This is a genomic window from Phytomonospora endophytica (assembly GCF_014202425.1).
Lineage (GTDB): Bacteria > Actinomycetota > Actinomycetes > Mycobacteriales > Micromonosporaceae > Phytomonospora > Phytomonospora endophytica.
The window spans coordinates 499,426-524,543 of record NZ_JACHGT010000005.1 but is presented as its reverse complement, the minus strand read 5'-3'; the positions used below and the strand labels follow the sequence as shown (position 1 = coordinate 524,543).

The window sequence follows — 25,118 nt, the reverse complement described above, 5'->3', positions numbered from 1 at the left end:
AACCCTCTGTTTTTTTGCCGGGGGGGCCGGGGGGGGGCCCCGCGCGGGGTGGCCGGCTTGGGGGGGCGGCCCCCCCCCCCCGCCCCCCCGGGGGGGGGGGGGGGGCCCCGCCCGGGGGGCGGGGCCCCGCCACCCGTCTCGGCCCGGTGCGACATGGCCGCCCACCCGTTCGAGGGCGGCGTTCGGCGAGAACCGAGCGAGGTTTGCCGACTGAACGGGCGGATCCGGACTAGAAGTCCTTGGTCATCCGCCTGCAGTGACTGGCGTAGACGTAGGAGTCCGAGTGGTCCGGTTCGTTGCAGATCTCGAACCAGACGTTCTTCACGTCACTGGTCGACCATGGTGGCCCGTCGACGCTCTGGTAATCGTGAGCGCGCCCGACCAGTGTGCTGGGGTAGTAACCGGAGCGGGTCTCATAGTGGGCGAATATCGCGCCGCCCCACTGGTCTCCGGCCGTGATGCCGTCGGCGGTGTGGATGTCGGTGGCCGTCACGCGGTACCAGCCGTTCGACTGCTTGGTGTAGCAGTACCAGAGCCGGCCGTAGGACCCGCCGTTGAGACTGTTGTGGGAGAACTGCCCGCAGGTCGCCTGCACTGAGACGTCGGCCTGCGCGGTGGTCGGGATGAGAATCGCGGCCATGGCCGCCAACGCCAGGAAGAGCCCCCGTCGCATGCTCGTTTCCTTCCGTTCGGAGTTGTCCTCAGTAGAACAGAGGGCGACTCCGCGCGGGGGGCACCGACGGCGGCCCGGAACGCCGGGCGCGCCCCGCCTGGAACGCGCCCGGCGCCGCCTCAGGGCAGTTCGTAGTTCTCGTTCAGCGCCGCTCCCCTGCCGGGCTTGTACAGGTCGAAGCCGCGCGCGTCGCACTGGAGACCACCATTGATGCAGTGGTCGACCAGCGCCGCCTGGGTCGCCGGGTCCCAGGCGTTGAAGAAGTCGTAATGCCAGCTGTAACCGCGTCCCGACGCCAGTTGCACGGCCGCCATGTTCCCGTCGGTCGGGAAGGCGATCTTGTACTCCAGCATCGGCACGGGGACCGGATGGCTCGCCGTGCAGGCGCCGTTGACCGGGTAGGCCATGTGGCTCTTGTGGTCGGCGGAGTCCAGATGCACGCCGTCCCAGCAGCTCGGTGCCTGGTAGCGGATGTTGAGTTGCGTGCCCGCCGGGCACCAGGCCGGGAAGTCCCAGTTGTGGAAGCTCTCACCGCACTCCCAGCCCTCGACGGCGCCGGGTGCGGTCCGGAACTCGTCCTTCGTCGCGGTCATGTTGCCGACCACGAAACGGATCCCGAGCGGGAAGGGCTGCACGGCGGCGTAGTCGAGGATCCCCGACTTGTAGTACAGCGTCTGGTGCCACGTCGACAGGATCGGCGTGGTCCCGTTGGTCAGCGTCGGAACCCAGTAGGCCGACTTGTCCTTCGGCACCCTGCAGCTCGTCGTACCGGCCATCAGCGACTCGGTCGTGCTGTAGGCGTTCGTCGTGCGGTTGCCCATGAAGGTGTGGTTGTGTGACATCCCGGTGTGTCCGGGGTGGACGATCGGGTCGTCGCTGGCGGTGTGCGTGATGGTGCAGTTGGCCTGGAACTCGTGGTGGGTGACCGCCGGGTCGGCGGTCGAGGCCGACGGGACGGCCAGCGCGACGCCGAGTAAGACGGCCGCCGACAGCACTGCGGTGATCGGGCGTTTCATGTCTCCTCCTAGTTCCCGTAGACGCCGAACTCGAACAGCGAGTAGCCCCATTCGGTCCCGCGTTGTGTTCCGTTGACGCGCACGTACCGGGCCGTGGCGTTGACGTCGACGTCGTCGGCTCCCCCGTCGCCGGCGGTGGTGCTGTGGACGGTCGTCCAGTTGACGCCGTCGTTGGAGGTCTGGATCTGGTAGGACCGCGCGAAGGAGGTCTCCCAGACGAGCTGGACGTGCCGGAACGCCCTGGACGCGCCCAGATCCACCTGGATCCACTGTGGATCCGACCAGTCGCTCGCCCAGCGCGTCGTCAGGTCGCCGTCGACCGCCTTGCCGGGGTTGAGGTCGCCGAAGGACTGGAAGGACGAGGCCGTCGCGGGCCGGCCGCGCGCGAGGTTCGTCCCGCTGACCGGTGGCGGGACGACCCGCAACGAGCGCGTCTCGATGCCGACGTTGCCCTGGCCGTCGCGGGCGTACAGGTAGACCTTCCACACGCCGAGCATCTGCGGTGCGGTGACCGAGAAGCTCCCATCGCCGTTGCGGACGAAGGGCGCGTCGATGAAGCCGCCGGCGTTGTTGATGTACTTCGAGTTCAGCTTCACCGCGTAACTGATGGCGTCGCCGTTCGGGTCGGCGATGTTCGCGGTCATCCGGAACTGCGAACCGCTCGCGACGGCACCGGCGTTCGCGACGTTCAGTCCGGTGATGACCGGGGGCGTGTTGGCCGAGGCCTGTCCACTGTAGAGGCGCTTGACCTCGTGGTACGCCAGGCGCTTCTGGCCGCCGGGCAGCAGGTTGAACCACACGCCGCCGAAGTCCTCTTCGAGGCCGTAGTGGAACATCGTCGCGCCGAGCGAGACGCCGGTGTGGCCGGTGACGCAGTTCCAGGCGGAGGCGTAACCGTCGCGCTTCTGCACGTCGGTCGGCTCGTTCGGCACACCGTTGGCGTCGTTGGGGACCTCCCACTCGCCGGCCGGGCCAGCCTCGGTCACGATGTAGGGCTTGGTGTAGCCGCCGTCGATCCAGGCCTGCTTGACCCCGCACACGGCGTTGTAGGCGTTGACCGCGTACAGATCCAGGTCCGGGGCGTTGGCCTTGTAGTACGGCCAGGCGCCGACCCACGCGTCGGTCGAGGTCACCGGGTGGTTCGGGTCGATCGTGTGGATCGCCCTGGCGGCCTCGTTGACGAAGGCGGTGTAGGCGTTGCGCTGGCTCTCCAGTTCGGCGCCGCTGAAACAGTTCTGCATGCCGAGGACCGACTCGTTGCCGACGTTCCACATCAGCACGCCGGCGTGGTCCTTGTAGGTCGTCGTCCAGTTGCGGATCTCGCCGAGCATCGTCGTCTTGTAGGCGGTGTCGGTGACGTAGTTGACGCACCCTCCACTACCCGGCCCGCCGCCCGGTTGCAGCCAGAAGCCCGCGATGACGCGGATCCCGTTGGCCGCCGCGGCGTCGAAGAGCGGCCGGCTGCTCGCGTCGGTGCCCCAGGTCCGGATCGTGTTGACGCCCATGGACCTCAGGTCGGGCATGTACTGACCGGCGGCCGAGACCGGTGGACCCCAGGTGAGGCCCTTGATCGTGTAGGGGGCGCCGTCGACGGTGAGCCGCCAGTTGCCCTGGCTCCCGGTCACCGCGACCGTGCCGGGGCCGGGCGGCTGCCCGCCGGTGGTGCCATAGACCTGGAACTCCCAGAGCGAGTAGCCGTATCCGGTCGCGCGTGCCGTGCCGTACATCCGGACGAAGCGGCCGCTGCCGGAGACGGGGATCGTCTGTACGCCACCGGTTCCGGTCGTGGTGCTGTGGATCGTGGCCCACTGTGCCCCGTCGGTGGAGACCTGCAGCTGGAAGGCCCTGGCGTAGGCGCCCTCCCAGTTGAGCACGATCCGCTCGACCGAGGCCGAGGCGCCCAGATCGACCTGGATCCACTGCGGGTCGGCGAAGGCGCTCGACCAGCGGGTTCCCGAGTCGCCGTCGAAGGCGAGGCGGGCGGGGGTGTAGTCGGGGTTCTCGCTGGACGAGGCGGTGGCCGTCTTTCCCTGTGACAGCAGGGTGGGCGCGGCCGCCGCGGGTGGGGCCACGGCCGTTAAGCAGCCGAGGAGGAGCAGAGCGGCACCGAGCACGGCGGTGAGACGCGCCGGGATGCCGGGGGACCTGGCGTTCATCGGATCTCCTGTCGCATGACCGGGAGAGCGCTCTCCAATGTGCTCCCGAGTGTTCCAGTTCGATCACGGAATTGTCAAGGATTGACTTAAGTGGCAATGCATCCGGGGATCAACGGTCCCTTTCGGACAGAGTCCGCGCGACCACCTCGCGAGGGGGTGGAGAGCGCTCTCCGCCGTGCTATAAAAGCAGCCATGGACGCGGAGGGCTCCACCACCGAGAGACGATCACCCACGCTCGAACAGGTCGCCGACGTCGCGGGCGTGTCCCGCGCGACGGTCTCCCGCGTGATCAACGGCGTCCGCAACGTCGACCCGGCCCTCGCCGCCCAGGTCCAGGACGCGATCGCCGCCATCGGCTACGTCCCCAACCGCGCGGCCCGCTCGCTGGTGACCCGCCGCGCCGACGCCCTCGCCCTGGTCATCTCCGGCGCCGGAGACGGCGGCCCCGGCTCGATACTCGGCGATCCGTTCTTCGGCCGCGTCGCCGGCGGCGTCATCGGATACCTGCGCCCACAGGGCATGCACCCCGTCCTCATGCTCGCCGAGTCCGAACAGGCCCGCGACGAGGTCGTCGACTACCTGCGCAGGGGCAACGCCGACGGGGCCCTGCTGGTGTCGACGCACGCCGAGGACCCCCTGCCCGCGCGCCTCATCGCCGCCGGGATCCCGGCGGTGCTCTTCGCCCGCCCGGCCGAGCCGATCCCCATCAGCTACGTCGATCTGGCCAACCGCGAAGGCGGCGCCCTCGCCGCCGAGCACCTCCTGTCGCGCGGCAGCCGGATGATCGCGACCATCTCCGGTCCCCGCGCGGTCAACGCCTCCCAGGAGCGCCTCTACGGCTTCCGCGACGCCCTCGCCCGCCACGGCCGTCCCTACGTCCCCTGCGCCGAAGGCAACTTCACCCGCGACAGCGGCCTCCAGGCCATGAAACGGCTGCTGGCCGCCCATCCCGACATCGACGGCGTCTTCGCCCTCAACGACCTCATGGCCCAGGGCGCGATCGAGGCCCTGCGCGAGACCGGCCGGCCCGTGCCGGATCGGGTCGCGGTGGTCGGCTTCGACGACAGCGGCGCCGCCGTCGACACCGTCCCGGAACTGACGACCGTGCGGCAACCGGTCGAGGACATGGCCGCCGAGATGGCGCGCCTGCTCCTGGAACGCATCGCCGAACCCGGCCGTGAGGTCACCTCCGTCATCTTCGAACCGCGCCTCGTCGTCCGTGGCAGCGGCTGACCTGCCCTTTCGGGCACTTTAAGCGCTTGCCGGGGTCCCGCCGTCCTGCGACGCTCAGCATGGACTCAGGGGGTGAGGACATGCGCGACCGACAGCACCCGCACGCCGTGGCGTCCCGGCGCGAACCGCCCCGGGCGCCCACGGACCATCCCGTCCTCGGCCTCCAGCGCAGCGCCGGAAATCGCGCGACCACGCTGTTCCTCCAGCGCGACTGGACCGGCGTGAACACCAGGGAGATCACCGATCTCATGGTCGACGGCCAGGACTACAACCGGACCGACGGACCCTGGTGGCACCTCAACAAGCACAACCCCGAAGGCATCCTGCTCATCCTCAAGCGGATGGGCCCCGACAACCGCGCCCGGCTGGCGCGCAACCCCGTCGACGGCGGAAAGTACGACAAGCCCCGCCTCGACCTGGCCATGTCACTGGCGAAGACCGGATCCTCCGCCACCCAGATCGACGCCATGGACGCCGTGCGCAACGCCGTCGCCGCGAAGATCACCTTCGAACAGTGCTGGCGGATCCTGTCGAAGATGCGCAAGAAGGACCGCCTCGCCCTGCTCAAACGGCTCAGTGACGGCGATCGGGAGGCGCTCCTCAACGGCGTCCCGACCCTGGCGCGCCCCGGCCTCGAAGGCGAGATCACCAGCGTCGTCGGCCCACCGACCGGCGAACTGCTGCTGCGCTTCGTGCCCGACGTCCGCGACATCCCCGCGCCACCCGACCCGTCCCATCCCGGTCCGCCCAGGCCGCAGCCGCTCGGCGAGATCACCGTGCTGCACAAGGGAAGACCGGTCATGGCGGTACCGGCCCGCGGCGGCCCGTGGAAGTCCTACAAGGATGGCGACCACACCGCCGACCCCACCGCCCCTGGCACCTACCCGCTCGGCCCGATCCGCGGCCACACCACCAACGCCTGGCAGAACTCGCAACTGGCCAACGGAACCCCGATGCGGCAGGACGGCGCCGACGTCCAGTTCCAGCGCGGCGGGAAGTGGACGTCGGTCACGAAACTGCCCACCCCCCTCACGCCGGCCGAGGTCATCGAGGACAGCGCCTGGGTCACCATCGCCGCCGAGCTGCGCGCCACCACCGATCCGGCCAAGCGCACCGCGCTGCTCAACGAGGAACGCGTCCTGGAGAACACCGGCAAGACCACCCGCCCACTGCCACCGGAATGGCTGCTCAACGACTTCGGAACCGCCTCACAGCGCGTCGAAGGCTCCCCCGGCGTCTTCCTGCACACCACCGATGTCACCGACGACGCCAACGCCGCCCTCGTCGAAGGCGACCTCGACTTCTCCCACGGCTGCATCCACATCCTCGCGAGCGACCGCCGCAAACTCGTGCTCGGCGGCTTCCTGCGCGAAGGCGTGAAACTCGACGTGCGGCCCTACACCCGCAACAACCCCGCGTGGCAGCCGGTTCCGGGCATGTGAGGCCACCTCACCCGATCGCCGAGACGCCCCCGTAGGCACCGACCGCGGCCGCGCCCACGGCCTCGTACTCCAGCAGCAGCAGGCCTTTCGGCGTCGACTCCTGACCGGTGAGCCGCAACCCGGCCGGCTCGCCCGGCTCGAAAAGCCGCCGCCCCGCACCGATGACGGTCGGCGCGACCACCAGCCGGACCGTGTCGACCAGCCCGGCCCGCAGCAGCGCGGCGCCGAGCCGCGCGCTGCCGTGGATCTGGAGCTCACGCCCCGGGAGTTTCCGCAGCTCCGCGACCGTCTCGACCGGGTCGCCGCGGAGCACCGTCGTCGGCTCCCAGCTCCCCTCGGTCAGGGTGCTGGTCACGACGTACTTCGGCAGCGAGTTCATCCGCTCGGTGAACGGATCGTCCGGATCGGTGATCTTCGGCCAGTCGCGGGCGAAGGCCTCATAGGTCCGGCGCCCGAGCAGCAGGCCGTCGGCGAGGCCGAGCCACGCCGAGGCGCGCTCGATGAAGGTCTCGTCCATGTGCGGGACGAGCCAGCCGCCGCGCGTGAACCCGCCCGTGGTGTCCTCGTCGGGCGAACCCGGCCCCTGGCTGACCCCGTCGAGGGTCACGAACTCGGTGAGACCGACCTTCATCGCCCCTCCCCCTCGGCGAGCGCGGCGAGCTGACCGGTGACCGTGCCCCAGCCCTCGAAGAAGCCGAGCTTCTCGTGGAGCTCGCGGGCGGCGGGGTCGCCGTGGCGGACGACGGCGCGGTAATCGGTGCCGTCGGGGTGGTCGGCGAAGGTGATCTCGGCGGTGAGGGAGACCGGTTCGGGGTTCACCGGCCGCCAGGTGCTGTCGACGACGTTGGTGAACACGATGCGCTCGCCTTCGTCGACGACGAGGAAGCTGGCGTCCATGTGCGGGACGAAGGTGGCGCCGTCTTCGCTCATGCGGGTGACGAAGGCGCCGCCGGGACGGACCTCCAGGCGGTCGACGCGGCAGACCATCGGTGCCGGGATCCACCATTTCGCCAGGCTGGCCGGGTCGGTCCAGGCGCGCCAGACGCGGTCGCGTGGGGCCGCGATGCGGCGTTCGATGCTCAGGTCGAGTGCGGGGTTCACGGCTGCTCCTCCGGGTCGGTGACGAACTGTTCGAGGCGGTCGGTCCGCTCCTCCCAGATCCGGCGCTGCTCGGTGAGCCAGTCGTCGATGAGGGCGAGGCGGTCGCGGTTGAGCACGCAGGTGCGGACGCGGCCGGACTTGACGGTCCGGATGAGGCCGTTGGTCTCCAGCGTGCGGACGTGCTTCATAAACGAGGGAAGGGTCATCGGGAACTCGCGGGCGAGGTCGCCGACGCTGGTGGGGCCGCGGCCGAGGCGCCGGATGACGCCGCGGCGGGTGGGGTCGGCGAGGGCGACGAACACGCCGTCGATCTCGGTCGAATACTCAGCCATGAAGCTAAGTATCGCAGACACTTAGCCTTTTGGCAAAGTATCGCGGAGATCCTTCCGGTGAACCGTCGACGAACGCCGCACCGACATGCCCACCCGCTCGTACAGCGCCAGCGCACCGGTGTCGGAATGCGTCCAGAGCGTGCAGGCGCCCCGCCCACGACGATGGAAGCCCTCGAAGGCATGCCGCAGCAGCAGCGAGGCCACACCGCGACCCCGATGGTCGCGCCGGACCGCGACCCGCTCGATGTAGCCGTCGGGAGACGCCGGGTCGTCGAGGGAGAGGACCGCCCCGATCAGCTCCTCCCCCGCGAAGGCGAGCGGCGAGACCCCCGGCGCGAAAGTCGAACGGCCGACGGTGAGCCGCGCCCACTCGTCGAAGCCCTTGCGCCGCTCCTGCCAGTCGTCGAAGGCGTCCTCGACGAGCACGTGGACGGCGTGCTCGTCGCCGGCCCGGAACATCCGCACCACGACGTCCTCCCGTCGCGCGGGAGGCTCGCACGGCAGGGCGATCTCCAGCAACCAGGCGGTGACCAGTGGTTCGAAGCCCGCCCCGCGCACGAGGGCGACGGCCGCCGTGTCGGCGTCGGCGACGGTCTGCGCGAGCTTCGCCGTTCCCGACTCCCGCGCCCGCCCCTCGGTCCAGGCCAGCAGCGCGCCGCCGAGCCCACGGCCCCGATGCAGCGGGTGGACATCGACCTCGGAGCGCCGGTTCACCCACGCCCGCGCGGCGAGCGCCCCGGCCGCGTCGAAGACGACGACGGTGTCGCGGTCCGGGTCGAGCCCGGGGCGGGCGAAGTCGGCGGCGACGACCTCGGCGTCGGTCTCGGCGACGCCGTGGAGGGCCTGTTCGCACGCGGCCACGAGGGCGTGGATCGCGGGCAGGTCGGCGAGGGTGGCGGGGCGGGCGGTGTAACCGTCGGGAGTGATCATGCGCGGGAGTGTCGCCCACTCGCGATGATCACCGCTATCCTTGCGCCGAAAGGCGCAACCATGACCCTGCTCAGACTCAGCCCGGCGGCTCTGGCCCGCTGCCGCTTCGCGCTGTCCCCGCTCGCCGAGACGCTCAGCACGCTCGTCGCGCTGCACCGCACCTCACCGGCCCCCTGGCAGGCGTCGTGGCACGCCGAGCACCGCCCCGCCTACCTCGCCTGGATCGAGACCCACGAGACGGCGATGGGGCTCATGTCGCTGGTGTCGGCCACGAAGTGGCTTCCCGACACGGTGACACCCCCGCCGATGGGCGGCATGCACACCCGGCTGGACGACGAGCTCGCCGAAGTCGCCGCCCACACCGATGAGGCCGTCCGCGCCACCGTCGCCGACGCCCTGGCCGCCTCCCGTCCCCCGCAGTACACGGCCTGGCTCGCCCGGCCGGGGCTCGCGCCCCGCATCGCCGGGGTCTTCCGCGAAGGCTGGACCCGCTTCGTCGCCCCCGACTGGCCCCGCCGCCGCGCCGTCCTCGAACGCGACATCATGCACCGCGCCGGAATCCTCGCCGCCTACGGCTGGCGGCGGGCCGTCGAGGGAATGACCCGCCACTCCGTCTGGGTCGGCGACAACGCCATCCGCTTCAGCGAGCAGGACTACCCCGACCGCCACATCACCGACGAGGGCCTCACCTTCGTGCCGCACACCTCCGACAACGGCTCATGGACCTGCGAACGGCCGCCGCACTTCGCACTGGTCTACCCGGCCCGGGGCCCGGCGGCAGCGGTACCCGCCGGCGCCGACGACCCCCTCGCCGGCCTCCTCGGGCCCGGACGCGCCCGCGTCCTGCGCGAACTCGCCCGGCCCGCGACGAGCACGCAACTCGCGGCGGTGCTGGAGCTGTCGCTGGGGACGGTGAGCGCGCACCTGGCCGTACTGCGCGAGAGCGGCGTGATCGTCGGCGAGCGCGTGGGACGCGGGGTGGTGTACCGGCTGACGGAGTGGGGGGAGCGGGTGGTGGGGGTGCTGGCGGGCGGTCATCTCGCGGCTGATGACGGATCACCCGCCGCCTCGAACGCCTCCTCGTAGAGCGCGAACAGCCGTGGGCCGGTCGCGGGCCGGCCGACGCGGAGCCGCGTCCAGCAGTCGGCGGCCAGCCGGCGGGCTTCGCGGCCGGGCCAGTCCGGTGGGAGCAGTTCGGGTGGGAGCAACGGATCGGGTCGCATCGCGTCGGTGAACACGGTCGCGAGTTGGACCGCCATGGTCAGCCGTTCGGCGTCGTCGAGGCGGGCGGTGTCGCCCCGCGCGTCGCCACCGGTGGGCGGGGTCGGGCCCTGGACGCGGTTGAGGCAGTCGGCGGCGAAGGCGGCGAGCGTGCGGTGCCGGTCGGCGAGCTCGGTGAGCGGCCATAGCGCGGCGGCCAGTTCCGTCGGCTCGATGTGGTCGCCGAGTCGCAGGTCGGTGGTGGTGCAGGAGGTGAGCTGGTCGAGGACATCGAGTTGGCGGGCCTGGGCCTCGACGAGTGGGGCGATCGGGTTGGCGGCGACGTAGAGGCCGCCCTGGACGGCCGTCGCGCCCAGGTGCAGCAGGGCGGCGCGAAAGGCGTCGCGGGCGGTGCGACGGCGCTCGGGGATGGCGAAGGCGAAGAGGTGCCAGCGGCCGTCCCACGGTGCCAGGCCGGCGTCCTGCCGGTAGGCGTGCCGCACGTAGTCGACGTCGGGGGCGATGGCGCCGGCCGGGTCGGCGACGGCGCGCAGTACCGCCCGGCGGCCCCGGCCGTCTTGGGTGAACAGGCCCTCGGCGACCAGCCGTTTGACGCACAGCCTGACCTGCTGGTCGGTCATGTCGAGTAGTCCGGCGACGGTGTAGAGCTGCTCGGCGTCGACGGTGCCGTCGGCGCGGACCAGTGCGTGCACCAGTAGCCGGGTCGGGATCTCGGGCCGGGTGGTCACGGTGTCGCCTCCCGGGGGGCGGGCAGGTCGGCGGATGTCACCGGTCGGTGCATCGTGGTCACCGCGCCGAACCCGAGCAGGTCGCGCAGCCATGGTGTGCGCCGGGTGCGGGTGGCGGCGAATCCGTGCCGCTCGTAGAGCGCGCGTGCACGGGGGTTGACGTCGATCACGTCGAGGCGGATCCGGTCGCGGCCGTGTTCGGCGGCGATCGCGGCGATCGCCTGGAGCAGGAGTCCGCCGATGCCGGCACCGCGCTGCCCGGGCGCGACGACGATTCCGTCCATGGTCAGTTCGGCGGGGCGGGCGCGTCGCTCGAAGAGGGCCAGCAGCGCCAGCCGGGGCAGTCCGGCGAACGCTCCATAGGCGGCGAGCACATCGCGGGCTCCCCCGCCGGTCAGTGCCCGGCCGTCCAGCTGGTAGCCGGCGACTCCGACGACCCGGCCGTCGACCAGCGCGGTCACGCCCCGGTCGCGGTGCAGGTGCCGCGCGATGAAGGCCCGTGCCTTCTCCGGCGGGTTCAGCGCGGGGCCGAGTTTGCGGCCGAACGCCTCCCAGTACAGCTCGGCGACGCGGAGCTCCGCGCCTTGGGGCACCTCCCGGCACAGTTCCGGGCGGCCGTTCATCGCTTCCATGTGCGCTCCTGTCCTCGGCTTGCACTATCGAGTCTAATACGTTCATTATGAAAACGAGCGTTTGACTTTCAAGCGATTGGGGAGCCGGATGAGTGAACGGCGCCGACCGGCCCGCGCCCGACGGTGGACACTGTGGTCACTGGCCGGAGTGCTGCTGCTCGGCCTCGCCGCGGGTTCGGTCGTGCTCTGGCAGCACGCCTACGACCTGAGCGAGGAACAGGTCTCACTGAGACACGACGGGCGACTGCTCGACGGGGTACTCGCCCTGCCGCCCGACGGGGACGGCCCGTTCGGCCTGGTCGTGTTCGTGCACGGCGACGGACCGGTCGACGCCACGCACGAGTCGCACTACCGGCCGCTGTGGGAGTCCTTCGCCGCGGCCGAACCCGGGCTGCGGTTCATGATCGCCGTCTCGCCCGCCGTGATCTGGCAGCGCCAGGGCCGCTACAACCTCCTGGCCGAGCTCGGTGCCGAGGGAGCCGAACCGGAGCGGGTCGCCGAGGCGCCGCGGGACCGCGAAACCGTCCTCGAACTCCTCGACCGGGGTGCGTCCTTTGAGGACTACCGGGCGGCGATGGGCGACGGGAGGGACATGACTGCGGAGCGCTGGGGTTTCATCCAGCGCAACCACACCGCCGACGCCACCGACGACCTCCGCGCGGCCCACGACGTGCCCGTACTGCTCATGCTGGCCGGCCACGATCTGAACGTGGACGTGGCCGAGACCGGGGCCGCCTACCGCGAGCTCCTGCCCGACCTGTTGGTCCTCCGCTATCCCGAAGCCGGGCACGCCATGGTCGACGCGGCAGTCGAGCGGTCGACGGTCCAGTTGACCCTGACCGGAGTGTTCGCACCCCGCCGGCTGTACACGGCGGGGTTCCTCGGGGATCAGGCCGACTACCTCCGGGGGATGGCGTAACCGGCGAGCCTCCCTGCCCGCACGCGTGCCCCTGCCGAGAAGCACAGGGAAGGGATCCACCGTCGACGGCTCTCGCCGGCCGAGCGGGGCACTGCGGTCGTCGGCATGCCGCTTCGGGTTCGGCTCATGGCGACCCTGCGCTGTCCACCCCCTGGCGGCGGCCGCCCCCACCACCCCCGAACCACTCCCCCAGCGCCTCGCTGAGCCCCTCCGGCCCCGCCGCTCCCCAAGGCGCGGCCCAGGCCACGTACCCGTCCGGACGCACGAGCATCGCCGCGACGTCCAGCGCCTTGGCGGCCCTGGCCTCCACGGCGGCGTAGTGGACGCCGGGCACGCCCGGGTCCTCGGTGAGGCCGGTGAAGTCGAGGAGCAGGGCGCGGCAGGTACCGAACAGCTCGTCGAGGGTCGGGCCGTCGGCGAGTTCGAGGTTCGGACAGTGACGTCCGGCGAGGGGGTGCCCGTCGCGGTAGCGGATGTCGAGCCCGGCCATCATCTCCAGCAGCCGGGTGTTGACCTGCGGCTGGTCCATGAGCTCGGCGAAGAGGTCGCGCAGTGCCCCGGTGTGCGGGTCGGGTCTCATGAGCGCGACCTGCGCGCGGGTGTTGGCCAGAACGGCGGCGGCGACGGGGTGGCGTTCGGCGCCGTAGGTGTCGAGCAGTTCGTCGCCGGTGGTGCCGTTGACGACGGCGGCGAGTTTCCAGCCCAGGTTCATCGCGTCGCCGATGCCGAGGTTGAGTCCCTGCCCGCCGAAAGGCGAGTGGACGTGGGCGGCGTCGCCGGCGAGCAGGACGCGGCCCCGGCGGTACGCGGTGACCTGGCGGGCGTTGTCGGTGAACCGGGTCGCCGACTTCACGCCGGTGATCGTCACGTCGGTGCCCGAGACCCGGCGCAGGCTCGCCTGGAGCTCTTCGCGGGTGACCTCGGCGTCGCGGTCGGCGGGCGGGCCGTCGAACTCGACGGTCAGGATCCTGCCCGGGAAGGGCCCGTGCACGTAAAGGCCGGTGGGGGTGCGGTTCCAGCCGCCTTGGAGCTTGCCCGGATCGTCGAGGGTGACCATCGCCTGGTGCCCGGTGATCACCGGATCGGTGCCGGGGAAGTCGAATCCGGCGGCCTTGCGGACGCCGCTGCGGCCACCGTCGCAGCCGACGAGGTACCCGGCCCGCACGGTCGAGCCGCCGAGACGGACGGTCACGCCCGAGTCGTCGGCGTCGAAGCCCTGGACCTCGACACCGCGGCGGATCTCGACGCCGAGTCCGCGGACGTGCTCGTCGAGGAGCTTCTCCAGGACCGCCTGCGGGACGATCGCGGCCTCCATCGGGGCGACGCCGTCGACGGGCGGCGGCCCACCGAGCGCCGCGTCGAGTTTCCACAGGCCCGCGAAGTGGGTGGTGGTCGGCATCTTCGCGGGACCGCCGTGGGACGACATTTTGGCGAGCACCGCCGCGCGGATCTCGGCGAGCGCGCCGCCCAGTCCGCGCCGGACCAGGCTCGTGGCGGCGATCGGCCCGATCGCTCCGGCCTTGATGGTCTCGTCGATCTCGGTGAGGCGCTCCAGGACGAGGGCGCGGACGCCGGCGAGCGCGAGTTCTCCGGCGAGGACGAGGCCGACGGGCCCGGCGCCGACGATGACGACCTGGGGATCGGTGTTGTCGTGTTCGGTCATGCCGCCATCATGCCCCGATTTTTGTACTCTGCCAAATTTTAGATCGCGTACAGTGTCTTCATGCCCGAACCGGAGGGACTGCGGGAGCGCAAGAAGCGCGAGACCCGGCAGCGGATCAGCGACCACGCCACCGCCCTGTTCGCGATCAGGGGCTTCGACCAGGTCTCGGTGTCCGAGGTCGCCGAGGCCGCCGGAGTGTCCCGGATGACCGTCATCAACTACTTCCCGCTCAAAGAAGACCTGGTCTTCGACCGCACCCCGGACCTCGACGAGCGGCTCGCCACAGCCGTCCGCGAGCGCCCCGCCGGAAACTCCTTCGCCGACGCCGTAAGGGATCTGATGCTCGACCTGATCCGGCGACGGCATCCCCTCGGCGGCTTCGGCGCGAACTTCCACCACTTCTGGGCGATGGTCTGGGACAGCCCTCCGCTGCGACGACGGGACCTCGAACTGGCCGCCGAGACCGAAACCGCTTTCGCCGGTGTCCTCGCCGAGGAGACCGGCACGGGACCCGAGGACCCCCGGCCACGACTGGCGGCGGCGGTACTGATGGCGACCTACCGCGCGCTGGTACGGCAAGGAGTGCGGACGACGGCGACGGGCGCACCACTGGAGAAACTCCTGCCCGGGCACCTGCGGGTCGTCGAGGAGGCCTTCGGGGACCTGGCAGGGGGTCTGGCGGACTACGGGCGGGCGTCGCGGGACTGACGGGTCACTTCAGCCCGTAGGCCTTGATCGTCGTCTGCGTCGACGTGTTCCCGGTGCCGCTCCAAAGCACTCAGTTCTCTTCGAAGCCCGACTGGTCGAACTTGAGCGTGTGAGCGTTCTCGGAGACCGTCCGGACCTTGCCTTCGCCAAAGCCGTGCGGGTCGATCGCCTCGATCTCGATCCGCACGGTGAGCTCGGTACCGGGATCCGCACGCAGGTGGGTGAGGACCTCGTCAGCGATGTTCTTGAAGTCCATCGCAATCTTGTCGGTGTTGAGGGTCTTGACGCCGAAGAAGCGGGTCTTGCGCATCCGCGTAGGGAGATCTGGCCGGCCGGGGGCCGGTTCGTCCGGTCTCTTGTGCCCGCGCTCCTCGACAGATACATCGGGGACATCCTTGACAGCGGGCACGTCGGCGATACGTTGCGCGGCGGCGACGTCGGGGCGGACGAGGAGAAGCGAGTCGGTTCTCGGCGGAGCTTCCCGCTCGTCCCCCGGGATCCAGAGTCCGACGTAGTGGCCGCCCGCCGGCTCATGCCCCTCGGCGAGGGCGAAGGCATCGATCTGCCACACCAACGGCATGTCGGTCACGCCCGCATTGAGCACACGACGATCGCGGAGACGCGGCATGTACGGGTACTGGCTGTACAGCCCCCAGAGCGCCCCCAGGGAGACGTGACCGTCCTTCCAGATCTGCGGGACCTTGTCGACGGCCAGCCGAATCGTGGCGGCAGCTTGGCGCGTGGAAAGGTCACCGTCGTTGGCCAGCCGTCGCGAGACACGATCGGCGAGCACGTCGGACTGCCCCTCGACCTTGGTCTCCCGGATGACGAAGGGCGCCCCCGGATCGGGTTGCGCGGGGATGAGCGCCCAGATGAAGGTCTGGAGCAGGCGCGTGGCCACAGTCTGGTCGGCAACGCCGCGCCGTTGCTCCGCCTGCTTTTTCTGGTTCTGGGTGAGGTCGAGATCGGTTTCGTTGGCGATGACGTGGCTCCAGCCGAGATAGTCACGTGTCGCCGACTCGAGTTCTTCCAAACGGGCTTCGTCGGCCGCGAGGTAGACGAGCATGTTGCGGTGGGTCCGGTTGGCGTTTCCGCGCTGCTCCGTCGCCGCTTTGGCGAAGTCCTTGGCCTCTGTCTCCTTACCGCGCCGGTGCGCGACTTTCGGATGCAGGATGACCAGACGCACCTCGTCGATGTCGGGGACCTCGGCGCTGGTCCCGGGACACACGTGCACGCCCGCGAAATCGGCGCGCGCACGGGCCTGGCTCTGCAGGCGACGCACGATCTCGGCCCACACGTCCTCCTTGTGCAGACGTTCGGCCTGGTCCTTCGCGGCACGGGTGATGTTGGGCTGGAGGTCGTACCAGTACTTCCCGGAACCCGAGTAGAAGTACGTCGCCCGGTCACCGAGCCGGGTGAGGGCGGAGTGGAAGTTCCCCGGCACGTCACCGGGGACTGCCGTACCCAGAAAGACGCGCTTGGCGGTCACCCCCTTGTGGACGGAACCGGGCGCGATCGTCGGCGCCGCACCGAAGAAGACCGCGCGAGCGAGCCGCTTGGTCAACGCCCGCTGCCCGTACAGGGGCTTCTCCGCGTCGATCCGCGACGGTTCGGAGTTCGCGCCGTCCACATCGGCGTCGATGATCGTCTTCCACGAGTCCTGCAGGTACTGGGTCAGGGTGGAGTTCACGTTCGATGTCGCGAGCGGAATGGACCCGGGCATGATCAGCGGCGCGGCGTCCTCACCGACCCACAGGGCGTGGATCACCGTGCTCATCAGCTGCAGGACACCGCGAGTCCGCTGGAAGCGGTCGAGTGAGGACCACTCCTCGTAGAGCGTGTCGAACAGCTCGGGGTGGATCGGATACGTGCGCTTGATGCGGTTCTCGTAGGCGGAACCGCGAGCCTCGCGTGGGAAGTCGTCGGAATACTTCTTGTACATGTCGACGTAGGCGCGTGCGGTCGCGCTGATGGCCGCGAGGGCAGGGGCGTCGGCCTGCTTGAACAGGCGTTGCTTCACGATGTGGTAGGCCTCGTCCGAGGACGCCGGTCGCCACTGGTCGGCGAGACGGCGCACTACGTTCTGCAGCCGCTCTAGCGCCTCAAGCCCATTCGTCCCACCGACTTCCTCGGCGGTCCCCGCGACGGGCTTGGCGTCGACGCCCCGCTCGGAAGCGGGGATGGAGATGGCCAGCAGGACGCCGGATGTGCCTTTGGCCGCCTCGGTGAGGGACTGCGCAAACGTGAACTGGTCCTCGAAAGTCCCGCCGGCGAGGTCGTCGCGTCCGACGAGTGAACGCGCATAGGCGACCCACTCGTCGATCAGGATCACGGCCGGCGAGTAGAGGGTGAGCAGCTCGTGCAGCGCATCGCCGGGATGAGTGCGGTGCCGGTCGGCGGTCGCGACGATCTCGTAGGCCTCCGCTCCGCCGAGCTGCCATGCGAGTTCGCCCCACATGGTGTTCACGCGGGTGCCGTCGTCCTTTGTGGAGCCCGTCGGACTGAGATGGTTTCCGACGATGGCGACGCGGTTGACCCTCCGGCCGGTGTAGCCACTGGCGGTCAGCAAGTCCTGTGTCTCCTGCGGGAAGTCACCGACCGGAAGGCCAGCCGCGATGTGCCACAGGGACAGCATCGAGTGGGTCTTCCCGCCGCCGAAGTTCGTCTGCAGGTTGATGACCGGGGAGGCGTTGTCGTCACCGGAGAGCCGGCGCACCGCGCGGCCGATGAAGTCGCGCAAGCCTTCGGTCAGGTAGGTGCGGTTGAAGAACTCCAGCGGGTCGGCATAGTCGGCGTCGAGTTCGCCGCCTGTGGCGACCTTGTAGAGGTCGGCGGCGAACTCTGAAGCGTGGAAGTTCCCGGTGGCGACGTCGTCGTGAGGAGGAAGCACTTCGCGCCAGGGCTTCAGGCCGGAGGCCTCAGGGTTGTCGACGACGGCCTTGAGGACCTTCTTGTCGTCCTTGTCCGCGGTGACACGGCGGAGGTTGAGCCTGATCTGCGCGATGTCATCGCCGGTACCGACCGCGCCGATGGCGGCGGCGAGCCGCTGGGCGGTGTCGAGGGCGCGGTAGGCGTCGTCGTCGGTGAACGCCTTGCCGTGGGCCCAGGCATGGCGGGTTTGCAGAAGTTCGGCGGCGTAGGCCTCGTGGGTGCGGGAGAGTTCGGAACGTAACGGGTGCCAGCCGCCTTGGAAGCGGTGCGTGTAGTTCTGAGTGATCACCTTGAGCTGGATCGAGACGTCACCATGGTGGACGTCCCGACCATTGTTGCTGTCGACAGTGGTGACGATGTGCGTCCACGTGCGGCCGGCGCCGAGCTGTCGGTTGAGGACTCGCGACAGGAACGCGTCGAGTTGGGGAGCCATGAGGTCGAACATCTGGCCGATGCGATCGCGGTTGGTCGCTGCCATGTCAGTCGTCCTGTTCGGCGAAGTCGAGGGTCGGCTGGGCTGGGGCCGTAGAACGGACGTCTTGCGCGGCGTCGAGGATGTCGGGCCAGCTGGTGACGAGGTTGTTGAAGCTGAGGGCGTCTTTGGTCCAGCTGTGGGCTTCGGCGATCCGAAAGAGGAGGTGGGCGAGTTCCTTGAGGAGGTCCGCGTCGATCACACTATTGGGGAGACTGACTGCCTCCCGGAGGAAGTCGCCTGCGGGGGCAATGCCGTCGCGCTCGAGGGTCTTGGTGAGATGATGGAGGACTTCCCAGTTGCTAGTGTGGCGATCCGCGCGGATGTCGTACTGCGCAGGGAGACTCACTGGACTGATTAGCCGGACATTGCCCGCCCGGCTGGTCAAGATGCCGTCCCGGTCCATCGCGTCCACGCTGGTGTTTCGCGCCCGAGCAAGATTGTCCGCGGCACCGAAGTGACCGATACCGTAGCCATGCTGCCGATACCAGGAGATTGCCCAGCGGGTGGTGGTATCAAAATCGCCTTCCTGTTCAGCGAGCACTTGATCGAGGATTTCGTTGATCCTCGCCAGCGCGGCGCGGACGCTCATTTTCGATCCATCACTCTCGAGCACCTTGCTGTAGCGGCTAAACACAGCCATACCCGGCCCAATGGCTGCCTGCGGTAGATCTACGGGCGCGATCTGACCTTGCTGCAACCTACGCAATGCATCGGGCAGTTCAGCTTCCAACGCGGCTACGAATCCCCGCCGATCCGTCATAAACGCCCCCTCGAGCCGTGGCCGGAGAGAAAGGACGATAGAAGATGCTAGAGAATTGACCCCAACACTGGACATCCGACCGTCACGCTCACTTCGCAGCGGCCACGTCGACGTAATCTCCCAGCCACTTCTAATCATACCCTCGAGTAAGGTCTCCCAGCCGGTCGAGGCCGCGCCTCCAGCGTCACCCTCGGCTTGCTTGAACGCGTAATAGACGGTAATCGGGAATTGATCAAGAGCATGCTTCCTAGCATTACTAAAGACAGCCCGAAAACCTTCCTCAAAGAACTCTCGCGCACGCAGCCTTCCGCCGTGCCGATAGGGATTAGCGACCAACTCGTCAATCTTCGGAACGAGCATAGCTCCAAGCAGATCACCATGATACGCACGGATCGATCGACGAAGCCAGACATAGAAGTAGTCGGAAAGGTCAGAGTATACAATATTGTCATAGTACGGCGGATCGGTCGAGATCAGAGCAGGACCTCCCACGTAATCTATTGCATTCCCCTGGAAGGCAACAGCGTCTGATCTCCCGTTCCAACCACTCAGAACGCGATCTATGCCACGCAACATAAAGCCAAAGTTCCCTGAGGAATCACTGAATGGATTAGCTTCAGCAAATCCCCACGTCATTGGCAATGCCTGACGCGCAAACGTGTTCCGAATTCCTTCATTCTTCGGATCTGGCATCCAGGTCGAAATTGTCGATCCGTAATCAGACAAGCGACTAACCGCCAGACCGAGATACGTAGCAACTGCAGCGGCGTATGATGGACTATTTCCATCGCGAAGCACTCGATCATGAGCCTCCCCGACAAGGTCCCCAAAAGTTGCCAATGCAACCAACTGGCGCCTTGTAAAGAGATCGATGAATCGCCTCATACCATACTGCGGCACCCATAGATTGCGCGGATCGAAAGCGATCTCTTGATCGGGCACGTCCGCTCGGTGGTCCACATCGGCCGCCAGCTCATGCACCGACGTTGGCGAGAGATAGATTCGCCGCCGATCCCCCTTTGCCACCACCCCCATGAGCACGGTACCCATTCGACCGGCCATACCTTCATTCTTGATATGGCTCTTGCTAGCAACGGAGTCACAAGCAAGGCAAACACCTCCTTGGCGAGCCGACATTGTTCCATCACTGACCTGGCGCGGCGCAGAAGCCGGGTCGCTGCCAATCTCAAATTTCACTCGCTTTCCAGAACTATGACTGCCGTCAGGAACAACCGACGGAACGACATACGCCTGCTTGCCGGTTTTCTTTCCAAGCCACCAGGAGCGAACAAGCGGCATTGCAATACCACATCCAGGATTAGGGCAAGTCACCGTTCGAGCCCATATCCATGCTATAACCGTCACCTTGGATCCATCAGGCGCTATTGCCTTGGGATACAGATGACCAATTCGCGATTCGGCCTCAGCGTGAATCCAAGCTCCGTAAGACCGTACGTCAGCCGCAAGGCCCTGAGCACCTTTCCATTCGCGAAACTCAGACTCGGCCAACCCGGGAAATACAGGGATCTTATCCCGAAACTTCGACGGAATCTCGACGAGGGCCTTATTAATCAACACCGCTACAGGGTTGAGATCAGAAGCATAGGTCTCTAAACCCAAGCGCTGCGCCTCCAATGGAATGGTCCCACCACCAGCAAATGGATCAAGGATCGGCGGCGGTTTACCATCAGTGGATCTGTGAATCTCGGCACGCACCTCGGCGAACAGATCTTCGTCGTGGATGTTTTCCCACTTGACGAGCCGTTCGATCAACGCATGGAGGCGCTTGCGCTCCTTACGTTGCAGCTCCTCGGTAGGGAAGTCCCCGGGCCGCGACGACGGATCATCAACCAGCTGCGCAAACAGGACCGCCCGCGCCGCAGCCAGCGGTTTACGCGACCACCACAGATGGAGCGTCGACGGATGGCCGTGTCGGATCGATTTCTCGCGCGCGGACTCACGATTGATCACGTCTAAAGGGAGGGCGACCTCGATCAATTTCTTCTTGGGCATGACAAGTCCCCGAGCTTCGCATGTGGGCAGGCACACCTCGCAGGGAGCTTGATAATAAGCTCTCCTGGCGCGAAATCAAAGGAATGCTGCCCTTACGGGCATCAAGAGAGGTCAGTGTGGCCCGGCCCCCTTCAACCACATATTGATCCAATCAAAGCGGATACCCGTTACCTCGATCCCGCCAAGATTAGTACTGATGAACGGATCATCCAGATACCGCACCTCATCCCACTCCGCCCCAAGCGGATCAACCTTCACCAACGCAAGTCGATACCTAGGCGCCGAGTTCTTCCCGGTCAAGAACTCGTTGTACGTAACGAAGAAGTCCTCTGCCCCCGCAATACGAGCCTTCACCTCGATCCGGTACATCTCCCCACCCGGTGCCGTAGACAAGATGTCGAAGCCCGGGTTGTTGAAAGCCTGCTCCACCGGCTCCCTCCCCAACTCCCGCTCACACTTCATCACCAGGTCAACCCCACGTCGCTCCACCTCCTTCGTCTCCTTGGCATGCATCGGCGCATCAGCCGGCAACTCCCCCTCCACCATCCCCACGGGCAGCACCAACGCCGCCGTCACCACCAACGGTGGCTTCGTCGACATCAGAATCTGCTGGTCCAGCACCTCCCGACGACGCTCCAGCCGCGCCTCCAACTCCGCAGCCTTACGGCTAAGCCCCTCCGCCGACTCCTTCGGCTTCTCCCCCTTCTGCTCCTTCTCCGACGCGACCGCAGCCTCAAGGATCAGCCGCTCGCTCTCCTGCGAAAGCCGCTTGGTGACCAGATCCCGTGTCCTCGCCAGCTCACCCACACGCCGTGGTCTCACCTCACTCAAGTGCTCCGGCAGCCGGTTGGCGATGATCCAGCTGATCGCCTTGTCCTCGGCGTCCGCCAACCAGGGCAGGCCACGGGCAGCCGCGACAGCCGGCGTATCTGGTGCCTCAACGCAGTCAAGGTACGGCGAGGGTCCGGCGGGCGTGACGGAGCCGGAGGCATCCACGAACGCGTAACCGAACCGCCTCGCCACACTCGCCCCCGTCGCGTCCGCGACCTCCTCGATCACCCCGACCAAGAGACACGGCTCGTCGAGCGTCGATGACACGAGCACAGTCCCGGCGTTGAGCACGCCCCCGAACCGTCCGACCGTCTCGTCCATGACCGCGTCATGCAGCGGGTGCCCTGGCGCGAGCAGGTCAGCGCGGGTCTGACCGGCATCCGTAGCCGCATGATCCAGGTCAAAGGTGACGCGGTCGTACCGTGTCGCGATCGGCCCATGCCTGCCCGTCCTGAGCTGAGCCGGCACGTTGGTGATCTCGTATCGCGCACGCTCCCGTCTCGCAATGCGACCACCCAGCCTCGTGAACGCCGCTTTGAAGGCGCGTTCGATGTAGTGGGGTTGCAGGCGCCGGGCGCGAGCCGCGTCCATCGCGCCGCGGAGTTCGGCGAGGTCGGTGTCCGCGAGATGCGCGGCGGCCAGGGCTCTCTCCGCCAGCAGCTCTTTGACTCCGTCGCCGACGCTCGCGTCGATGACCTGGTGCATCTTCGCGCGCACGTCCGGGCGTTCGCCGTACTGGATGGCCTCCATGAGCAGGTCGCGGAGCGGCGTCTCGGCGAAGGCCTCGCCAAGGACGTCGAAGACCTTCCCGCCGTACGCCTTGCCCATCTCCTCGATCTTCAGCAGCAGCCGCGTGAAGACCTCGCCTTCGCGGGTGTTGGACGCGACGAGGTTCCACAGTCGGCAGACCTGCTCCTGCCCGATGCGGTGGATTCGGCCGAAGCGCTGCTCGATGCGGTTCGGGTTCCAGGGCAGGTCGTAGTTGACCATCAGGTGGGCGGCCTGGAGGTTGAGACCCTCTCCGGCGGCGTCAGTGGCGAGGAGGATCTGGCACTCGGGATTCTGGGTGAACTCCTCGGTGATCTGCCGGCGCTCGCCGCGTCTCACCCCACCGTGAATGGCGCGGACGGCGTCCGGGCGACCGAGCAACGAGGAGATGCGATCGCGGAGGTATTCGAGGGTGTCGCGGTGCTCGGTGAAGATGATGAGTTTTCGCGGCGAACCGTCGTCGTCCACGGTGAGGGCGTTGCCCTGGAGGATCGTCGACAGCTCGGTCCACTTGCGGTCCGTACCCGAGTCGCGGACGGTCTTGGCGAGAGCGGTCAGCCCGGTCAGGTCGGCGAGTTCGACGTCGAGCTCCTGCACGGTGCGGGCGGCCGTGGCGGCGTCGAGGAGTTCCTCTTCGAGCGTTTCGACCTCTTCGGCGTTGTACTCGTCGGCGTCGAGGTCGGCGGGTTCGATGGTGGGCTCGGTGTCCACGTACGTCCCGCTGAGGATCTCGTGCTTCTTGCGTTCGAGGCGGCGAGACCGGCGGATCAGACTCTGGTGAATCGCCGCGGGGCTGGAGGCGAGGCGTCGTTGGAGCACCGTCAGCGCGAAGCCGACGGTGTTGCGGTGCTTGCCTTCGAGCTTCTCGGCCCGGTTCATGCCCGTCCGCACGTAGTCGGTGACGTGCTCGTACAGGTCGTACTCGAGGGCGGTCAGCTCGTAGGGAACGGTCTCGGCGATCCGCTCGGGGAACAGTCTGCGCCCTTCGAAGGTGAGCAGATCCTCCTTGACCATGCGGCGCATGATCCCCTTGGTATCGGCGGCGTCCTTGGACCGGCCTTCGAAGCGGTCCCGGTCAAGGAGGGTGAGGAAGAGCTGGAAGTCCTCTTCCTTGCCCGAGTGCGGGGTGGCCGTCATCAGGAGCAGGTGGCGGGTGATGTCGCCGAGCAGCTCACCGAGCTGAAAGCGCTTGGTCTTCTCCAGCTTGCCGCCGAAGAAATGTGCTCCCATCCGGTGTGCCTCGTCGACGACGATCAGATCCCAATCGGTCTCCCGCAGCCGGCCGCGCAGTTCCTCGTTGCGGGCGAGCTGGTCCATGCGCGCGATCAGCAGCTGGCTGGTCTCGAACACGTTGAGGTTGACGTTGGCGTCGATGAGCTGGTTGGTGAGCAGGTCGAAGCGCAACCCGAACTTGAAGAACAGCTCGTCCTGCCACTGCTCGACCAGTCCCCCTGGCGCGACGATCAGGCAGCGGCGCACATCGTCGCGGAGAATGAGTTCCTTGATGTAGAGGCCCGCCATGATCGTCTTGCCGGCACCCGGGTCGTCCGCGAGGAGGAAACGCAGCGGGGTGCGTGGCAGCAGCTCGCCGTAGACGGCGTGGATCTGGTGGGGTAGCGGCCGGACATCGCTCGTCGCGACCGCGAGCATCGGGTCGAAGAGGCCCGCGAGGGTGATCCGCTGGGCCTCGGCGACGAGCTTGAAGTCGTTCGCCGGGGCGTCGAACGCGCGGCTTCCGGTCCGGGCGACCGACAGCGCGTCCGCGTCCTGCCCGAAGAGGACCTGCTGTCCGAGCGCGCCCGTCGTGGTCTTGTACGTCAGTTCCAGTGCGTCGGGACCATGTCGCTGCACCGCGATGACGGTGACGACTTCGGCCGGAATGACACCTGACAGCCTTAAGCCCGGGGCCACCTCATCGAGTAGCACCTGTGCTCCCTCCTCGCCCCCACGCCACTACGCGGCCTTGCGGCGCATCCGAGCGTAATCGGGCGGGACCGGAGAGGAGTAGTGCCACGCGGTCCTAAACCCCCACCCGCTCCGGCTCCGGTGCCTCCGTGCGGACTTCGAGGCGGCCCGTCTTGCGGGCCCAGATCTCGAACAGGACGGTGAAGAAGGGCGGGATGGACGCGGCGAGGGCGAAGAAGGTCGTCCAGGAGAAGAGGCGCCAGCGCAGTTTCCAGGAGACGAGGAAGGTCTCGACGACGTAGGCGACGAAGACGGCGCCGTGGATGGGGCCGAAGATCTTCACGCCGATCTCGGTGGTCGATTCCGGGATGTACTTGAAGTACATGCCGATCAGCAGTCCGGCCCAGGTCAGGGCCTCGACGATGGCGATCACCGAGAACCAGCGGACGAGGGGTTCGCGGGGGGCGGGCGTCGTGTCGCGGGTGCTCATCGGGCGCCTTTCGTTGGTGGCTGGCGTCGCGTGAGGGTACCGGACGGGGGTAGGGGCGCCGGCGACTCCCTTCGTGGAGATGAGCTGGGTCATTGTCGCCGACCGGACAGGTTACCCACCGGTACACCTCCCGTCGCTACGATGCCCGCAGTCCATCCGATCTGGAGGAAGCATGCGCAATCGCAGTCGCC

Annotated in this window: 19 protein-coding genes; 5 read left to right on the top strand and 14 right to left on the bottom strand. The window is 68.1% G+C overall.

The window, feature by feature from the left end; translation table 11 throughout:
• Positions 1–229 precede the first annotated feature (229 nt).
• The 3 genes from HNR73_RS14305 to HNR73_RS14295 all read right to left on the bottom strand — a co-directional run bounded on the left by HNR73_RS14305 (position 230) and on the right by HNR73_RS14295 (position 3,845).
• Positions 230–673 carry a hypothetical protein gene (locus HNR73_RS14305; protein WP_184787895.1) on the bottom strand — a complete coding sequence of 148 codons (444 nt, stop codon included), beginning with the start codon at positions 671–673 and terminating at the stop codon, positions 230–232.
• 119 nt (positions 674–792) lie between these two features.
• Positions 793–1,689, bottom strand: a complete 897-nt coding sequence (locus tag HNR73_RS14300) for a DUF1996 domain-containing protein (RefSeq protein ID WP_184787894.1) — start codon at positions 1,687–1,689, stop codon at positions 793–795.
• An 8-nt stretch (positions 1,690–1,697) separates the two neighbouring features.
• Positions 1,698–3,845 (bottom strand): discoidin domain-containing protein, encoded by a 2,148-nt coding sequence (locus tag HNR73_RS14295; protein ID WP_184787893.1) that lies wholly within the window; start codon positions 3,843–3,845, stop codon positions 1,698–1,700.
• Between the two features lie 192 nt (positions 3,846–4,037).
• Here HNR73_RS14295 and HNR73_RS14290 point away from each other — a divergent pair, with 192 nt between their 5' ends.
• Complete coding sequence (locus tag HNR73_RS14290) at positions 4,038–5,078, top strand: LacI family DNA-binding transcriptional regulator (RefSeq protein WP_184787892.1); 1,041 nt, start codon at positions 4,038–4,040, stop codon at positions 5,076–5,078.
• Between the two features lie 80 nt (positions 5,079–5,158).
• A complete protein-coding gene (locus HNR73_RS14285) occupies positions 5,159–6,520 on the top strand; it encodes a hypothetical protein (protein WP_184787891.1) in 1,362 nt (453 codons plus the stop codon).
• A 7-nt stretch (positions 6,521–6,527) separates the two neighbouring features.
• Here the strand turns inward: HNR73_RS14285 and HNR73_RS14280 are convergent, their stop codons facing one another.
• From HNR73_RS14280 to HNR73_RS14265, 4 genes are read right to left on the bottom strand one after another with little or no spacing between them, the layout of a single operon-like run.
• Positions 6,528–7,151 (bottom strand): dihydrofolate reductase family protein, encoded by a 624-nt coding sequence (locus HNR73_RS14280; RefSeq protein ID WP_184787890.1) that lies wholly within the window; start codon positions 7,149–7,151, stop codon positions 6,528–6,530.
• Complete coding sequence (locus HNR73_RS14275; protein WP_184787889.1) at positions 7,148–7,621, bottom strand: SRPBCC domain-containing protein; 474 nt, start codon at positions 7,619–7,621, stop codon at positions 7,148–7,150. The genes HNR73_RS14280 and HNR73_RS14275 overlap by 4 nt, the downstream gene beginning before the upstream one ends.
• Positions 7,618–7,953 (bottom strand): ArsR/SmtB family transcription factor, encoded by a 336-nt coding sequence (locus HNR73_RS14270; protein WP_184787888.1) that lies wholly within the window; start codon positions 7,951–7,953, stop codon positions 7,618–7,620. The genes HNR73_RS14275 and HNR73_RS14270 overlap by 4 nt, the downstream gene beginning before the upstream one ends.
• 21 nt (positions 7,954–7,974) lie before the next feature.
• Positions 7,975–8,883 (bottom strand): GNAT family N-acetyltransferase, encoded by a 909-nt coding sequence (locus HNR73_RS14265; RefSeq protein WP_184787887.1) that lies wholly within the window; start codon positions 8,881–8,883, stop codon positions 7,975–7,977.
• A 60-nt stretch (positions 8,884–8,943) separates the two neighbouring features.
• Here HNR73_RS14265 and HNR73_RS14260 point away from each other — a divergent pair, with 60 nt between their 5' ends.
• Positions 8,944–9,969: an ArsR/SmtB family transcription factor gene (locus HNR73_RS14260; protein WP_184787886.1), complete on the top strand. Its 1,026-nt coding sequence runs from the start codon at positions 8,944–8,946 to the stop codon at positions 9,967–9,969.
• Here HNR73_RS14260 and HNR73_RS14255 read toward each other — a convergent pair.
• Together HNR73_RS14255 and HNR73_RS14250 are read right to left on the bottom strand one after the other, a co-directional pair.
• The gene (locus tag HNR73_RS14255; protein WP_203686513.1) at positions 9,918–10,832 is read right to left on the bottom strand and encodes a PaaX family transcriptional regulator C-terminal domain-containing protein; all 915 of its coding nucleotides are present in this window, start codon (positions 10,830–10,832) and stop codon (positions 9,918–9,920) included. The genes HNR73_RS14260 and HNR73_RS14255 overlap by 52 nt on opposite strands.
• Positions 10,829–11,464, bottom strand: a complete 636-nt coding sequence (locus tag HNR73_RS14250) for a GNAT family N-acetyltransferase (RefSeq protein WP_184787884.1) — start codon at positions 11,462–11,464, stop codon at positions 10,829–10,831. Before HNR73_RS14250 ends, HNR73_RS14255 begins: the two co-directional genes overlap by 4 nt.
• An 88-nt stretch (positions 11,465–11,552) precedes the next feature.
• Here HNR73_RS14250 and HNR73_RS14245 point away from each other — a divergent pair, with 88 nt between their 5' ends.
• On the top strand, positions 11,553–12,383 hold the full coding sequence (locus HNR73_RS14245) for a dienelactone hydrolase family protein (RefSeq protein WP_203686511.1): 831 nt from the start codon (positions 11,553–11,555) through the stop codon (positions 12,381–12,383).
• Positions 12,384–12,507: 124 nt separating this feature from the next.
• On the opposite strand, the gene HNR73_RS14240 is transcribed toward HNR73_RS14245, so the two are convergent.
• Positions 12,508–14,046 (bottom strand): FAD-dependent monooxygenase, encoded by a 1,539-nt coding sequence (locus tag HNR73_RS14240; protein WP_184787883.1) that lies wholly within the window; start codon positions 14,044–14,046, stop codon positions 12,508–12,510.
• A 60-nt stretch (positions 14,047–14,106) separates the two neighbouring features.
• Between HNR73_RS14240 and HNR73_RS14235 the strand changes: the two genes are divergently transcribed.
• Positions 14,107–14,754, top strand: a complete 648-nt coding sequence (locus HNR73_RS14235; RefSeq protein ID WP_184787882.1) for a TetR/AcrR family transcriptional regulator — start codon at positions 14,107–14,109, stop codon at positions 14,752–14,754.
• A gap of 70 nt (positions 14,755–14,824) precedes the next feature.
• Here the strand turns inward: HNR73_RS14235 and HNR73_RS14230 are convergent, their stop codons facing one another.
• The 4 genes from HNR73_RS14230 to HNR73_RS14215 form a co-directional block, all read right to left on the bottom strand.
• Entirely contained in the window at positions 14,825–18,163 is a 3,339-nt protein-coding gene (locus HNR73_RS14230; RefSeq protein WP_184787881.1) for a DUF499 family protein, read from the bottom strand.
• A gap of 1 nt (position 18,164) precedes the next feature.
• A complete protein-coding gene (locus tag HNR73_RS14225) occupies positions 18,165–20,933 on the bottom strand; it encodes a DUF1156 domain-containing protein (RefSeq protein WP_184787880.1) in 2,769 nt (922 codons plus the stop codon).
• Between the two features lie 111 nt (positions 20,934–21,044).
• Positions 21,045–24,458, bottom strand: coding sequence for a helicase-related protein (locus HNR73_RS14220; RefSeq protein ID WP_184787879.1), 3,414 nt, complete (start codon positions 24,456–24,458; stop codon positions 21,045–21,047).
• A gap of 94 nt (positions 24,459–24,552) precedes the next feature.
• Complete coding sequence (locus HNR73_RS14215) at positions 24,553–24,927, bottom strand: DUF3817 domain-containing protein (protein WP_184787878.1); 375 nt, start codon at positions 24,925–24,927, stop codon at positions 24,553–24,555.
• Between the last annotated feature and the right edge of the window lie 191 nt (positions 24,928–25,118).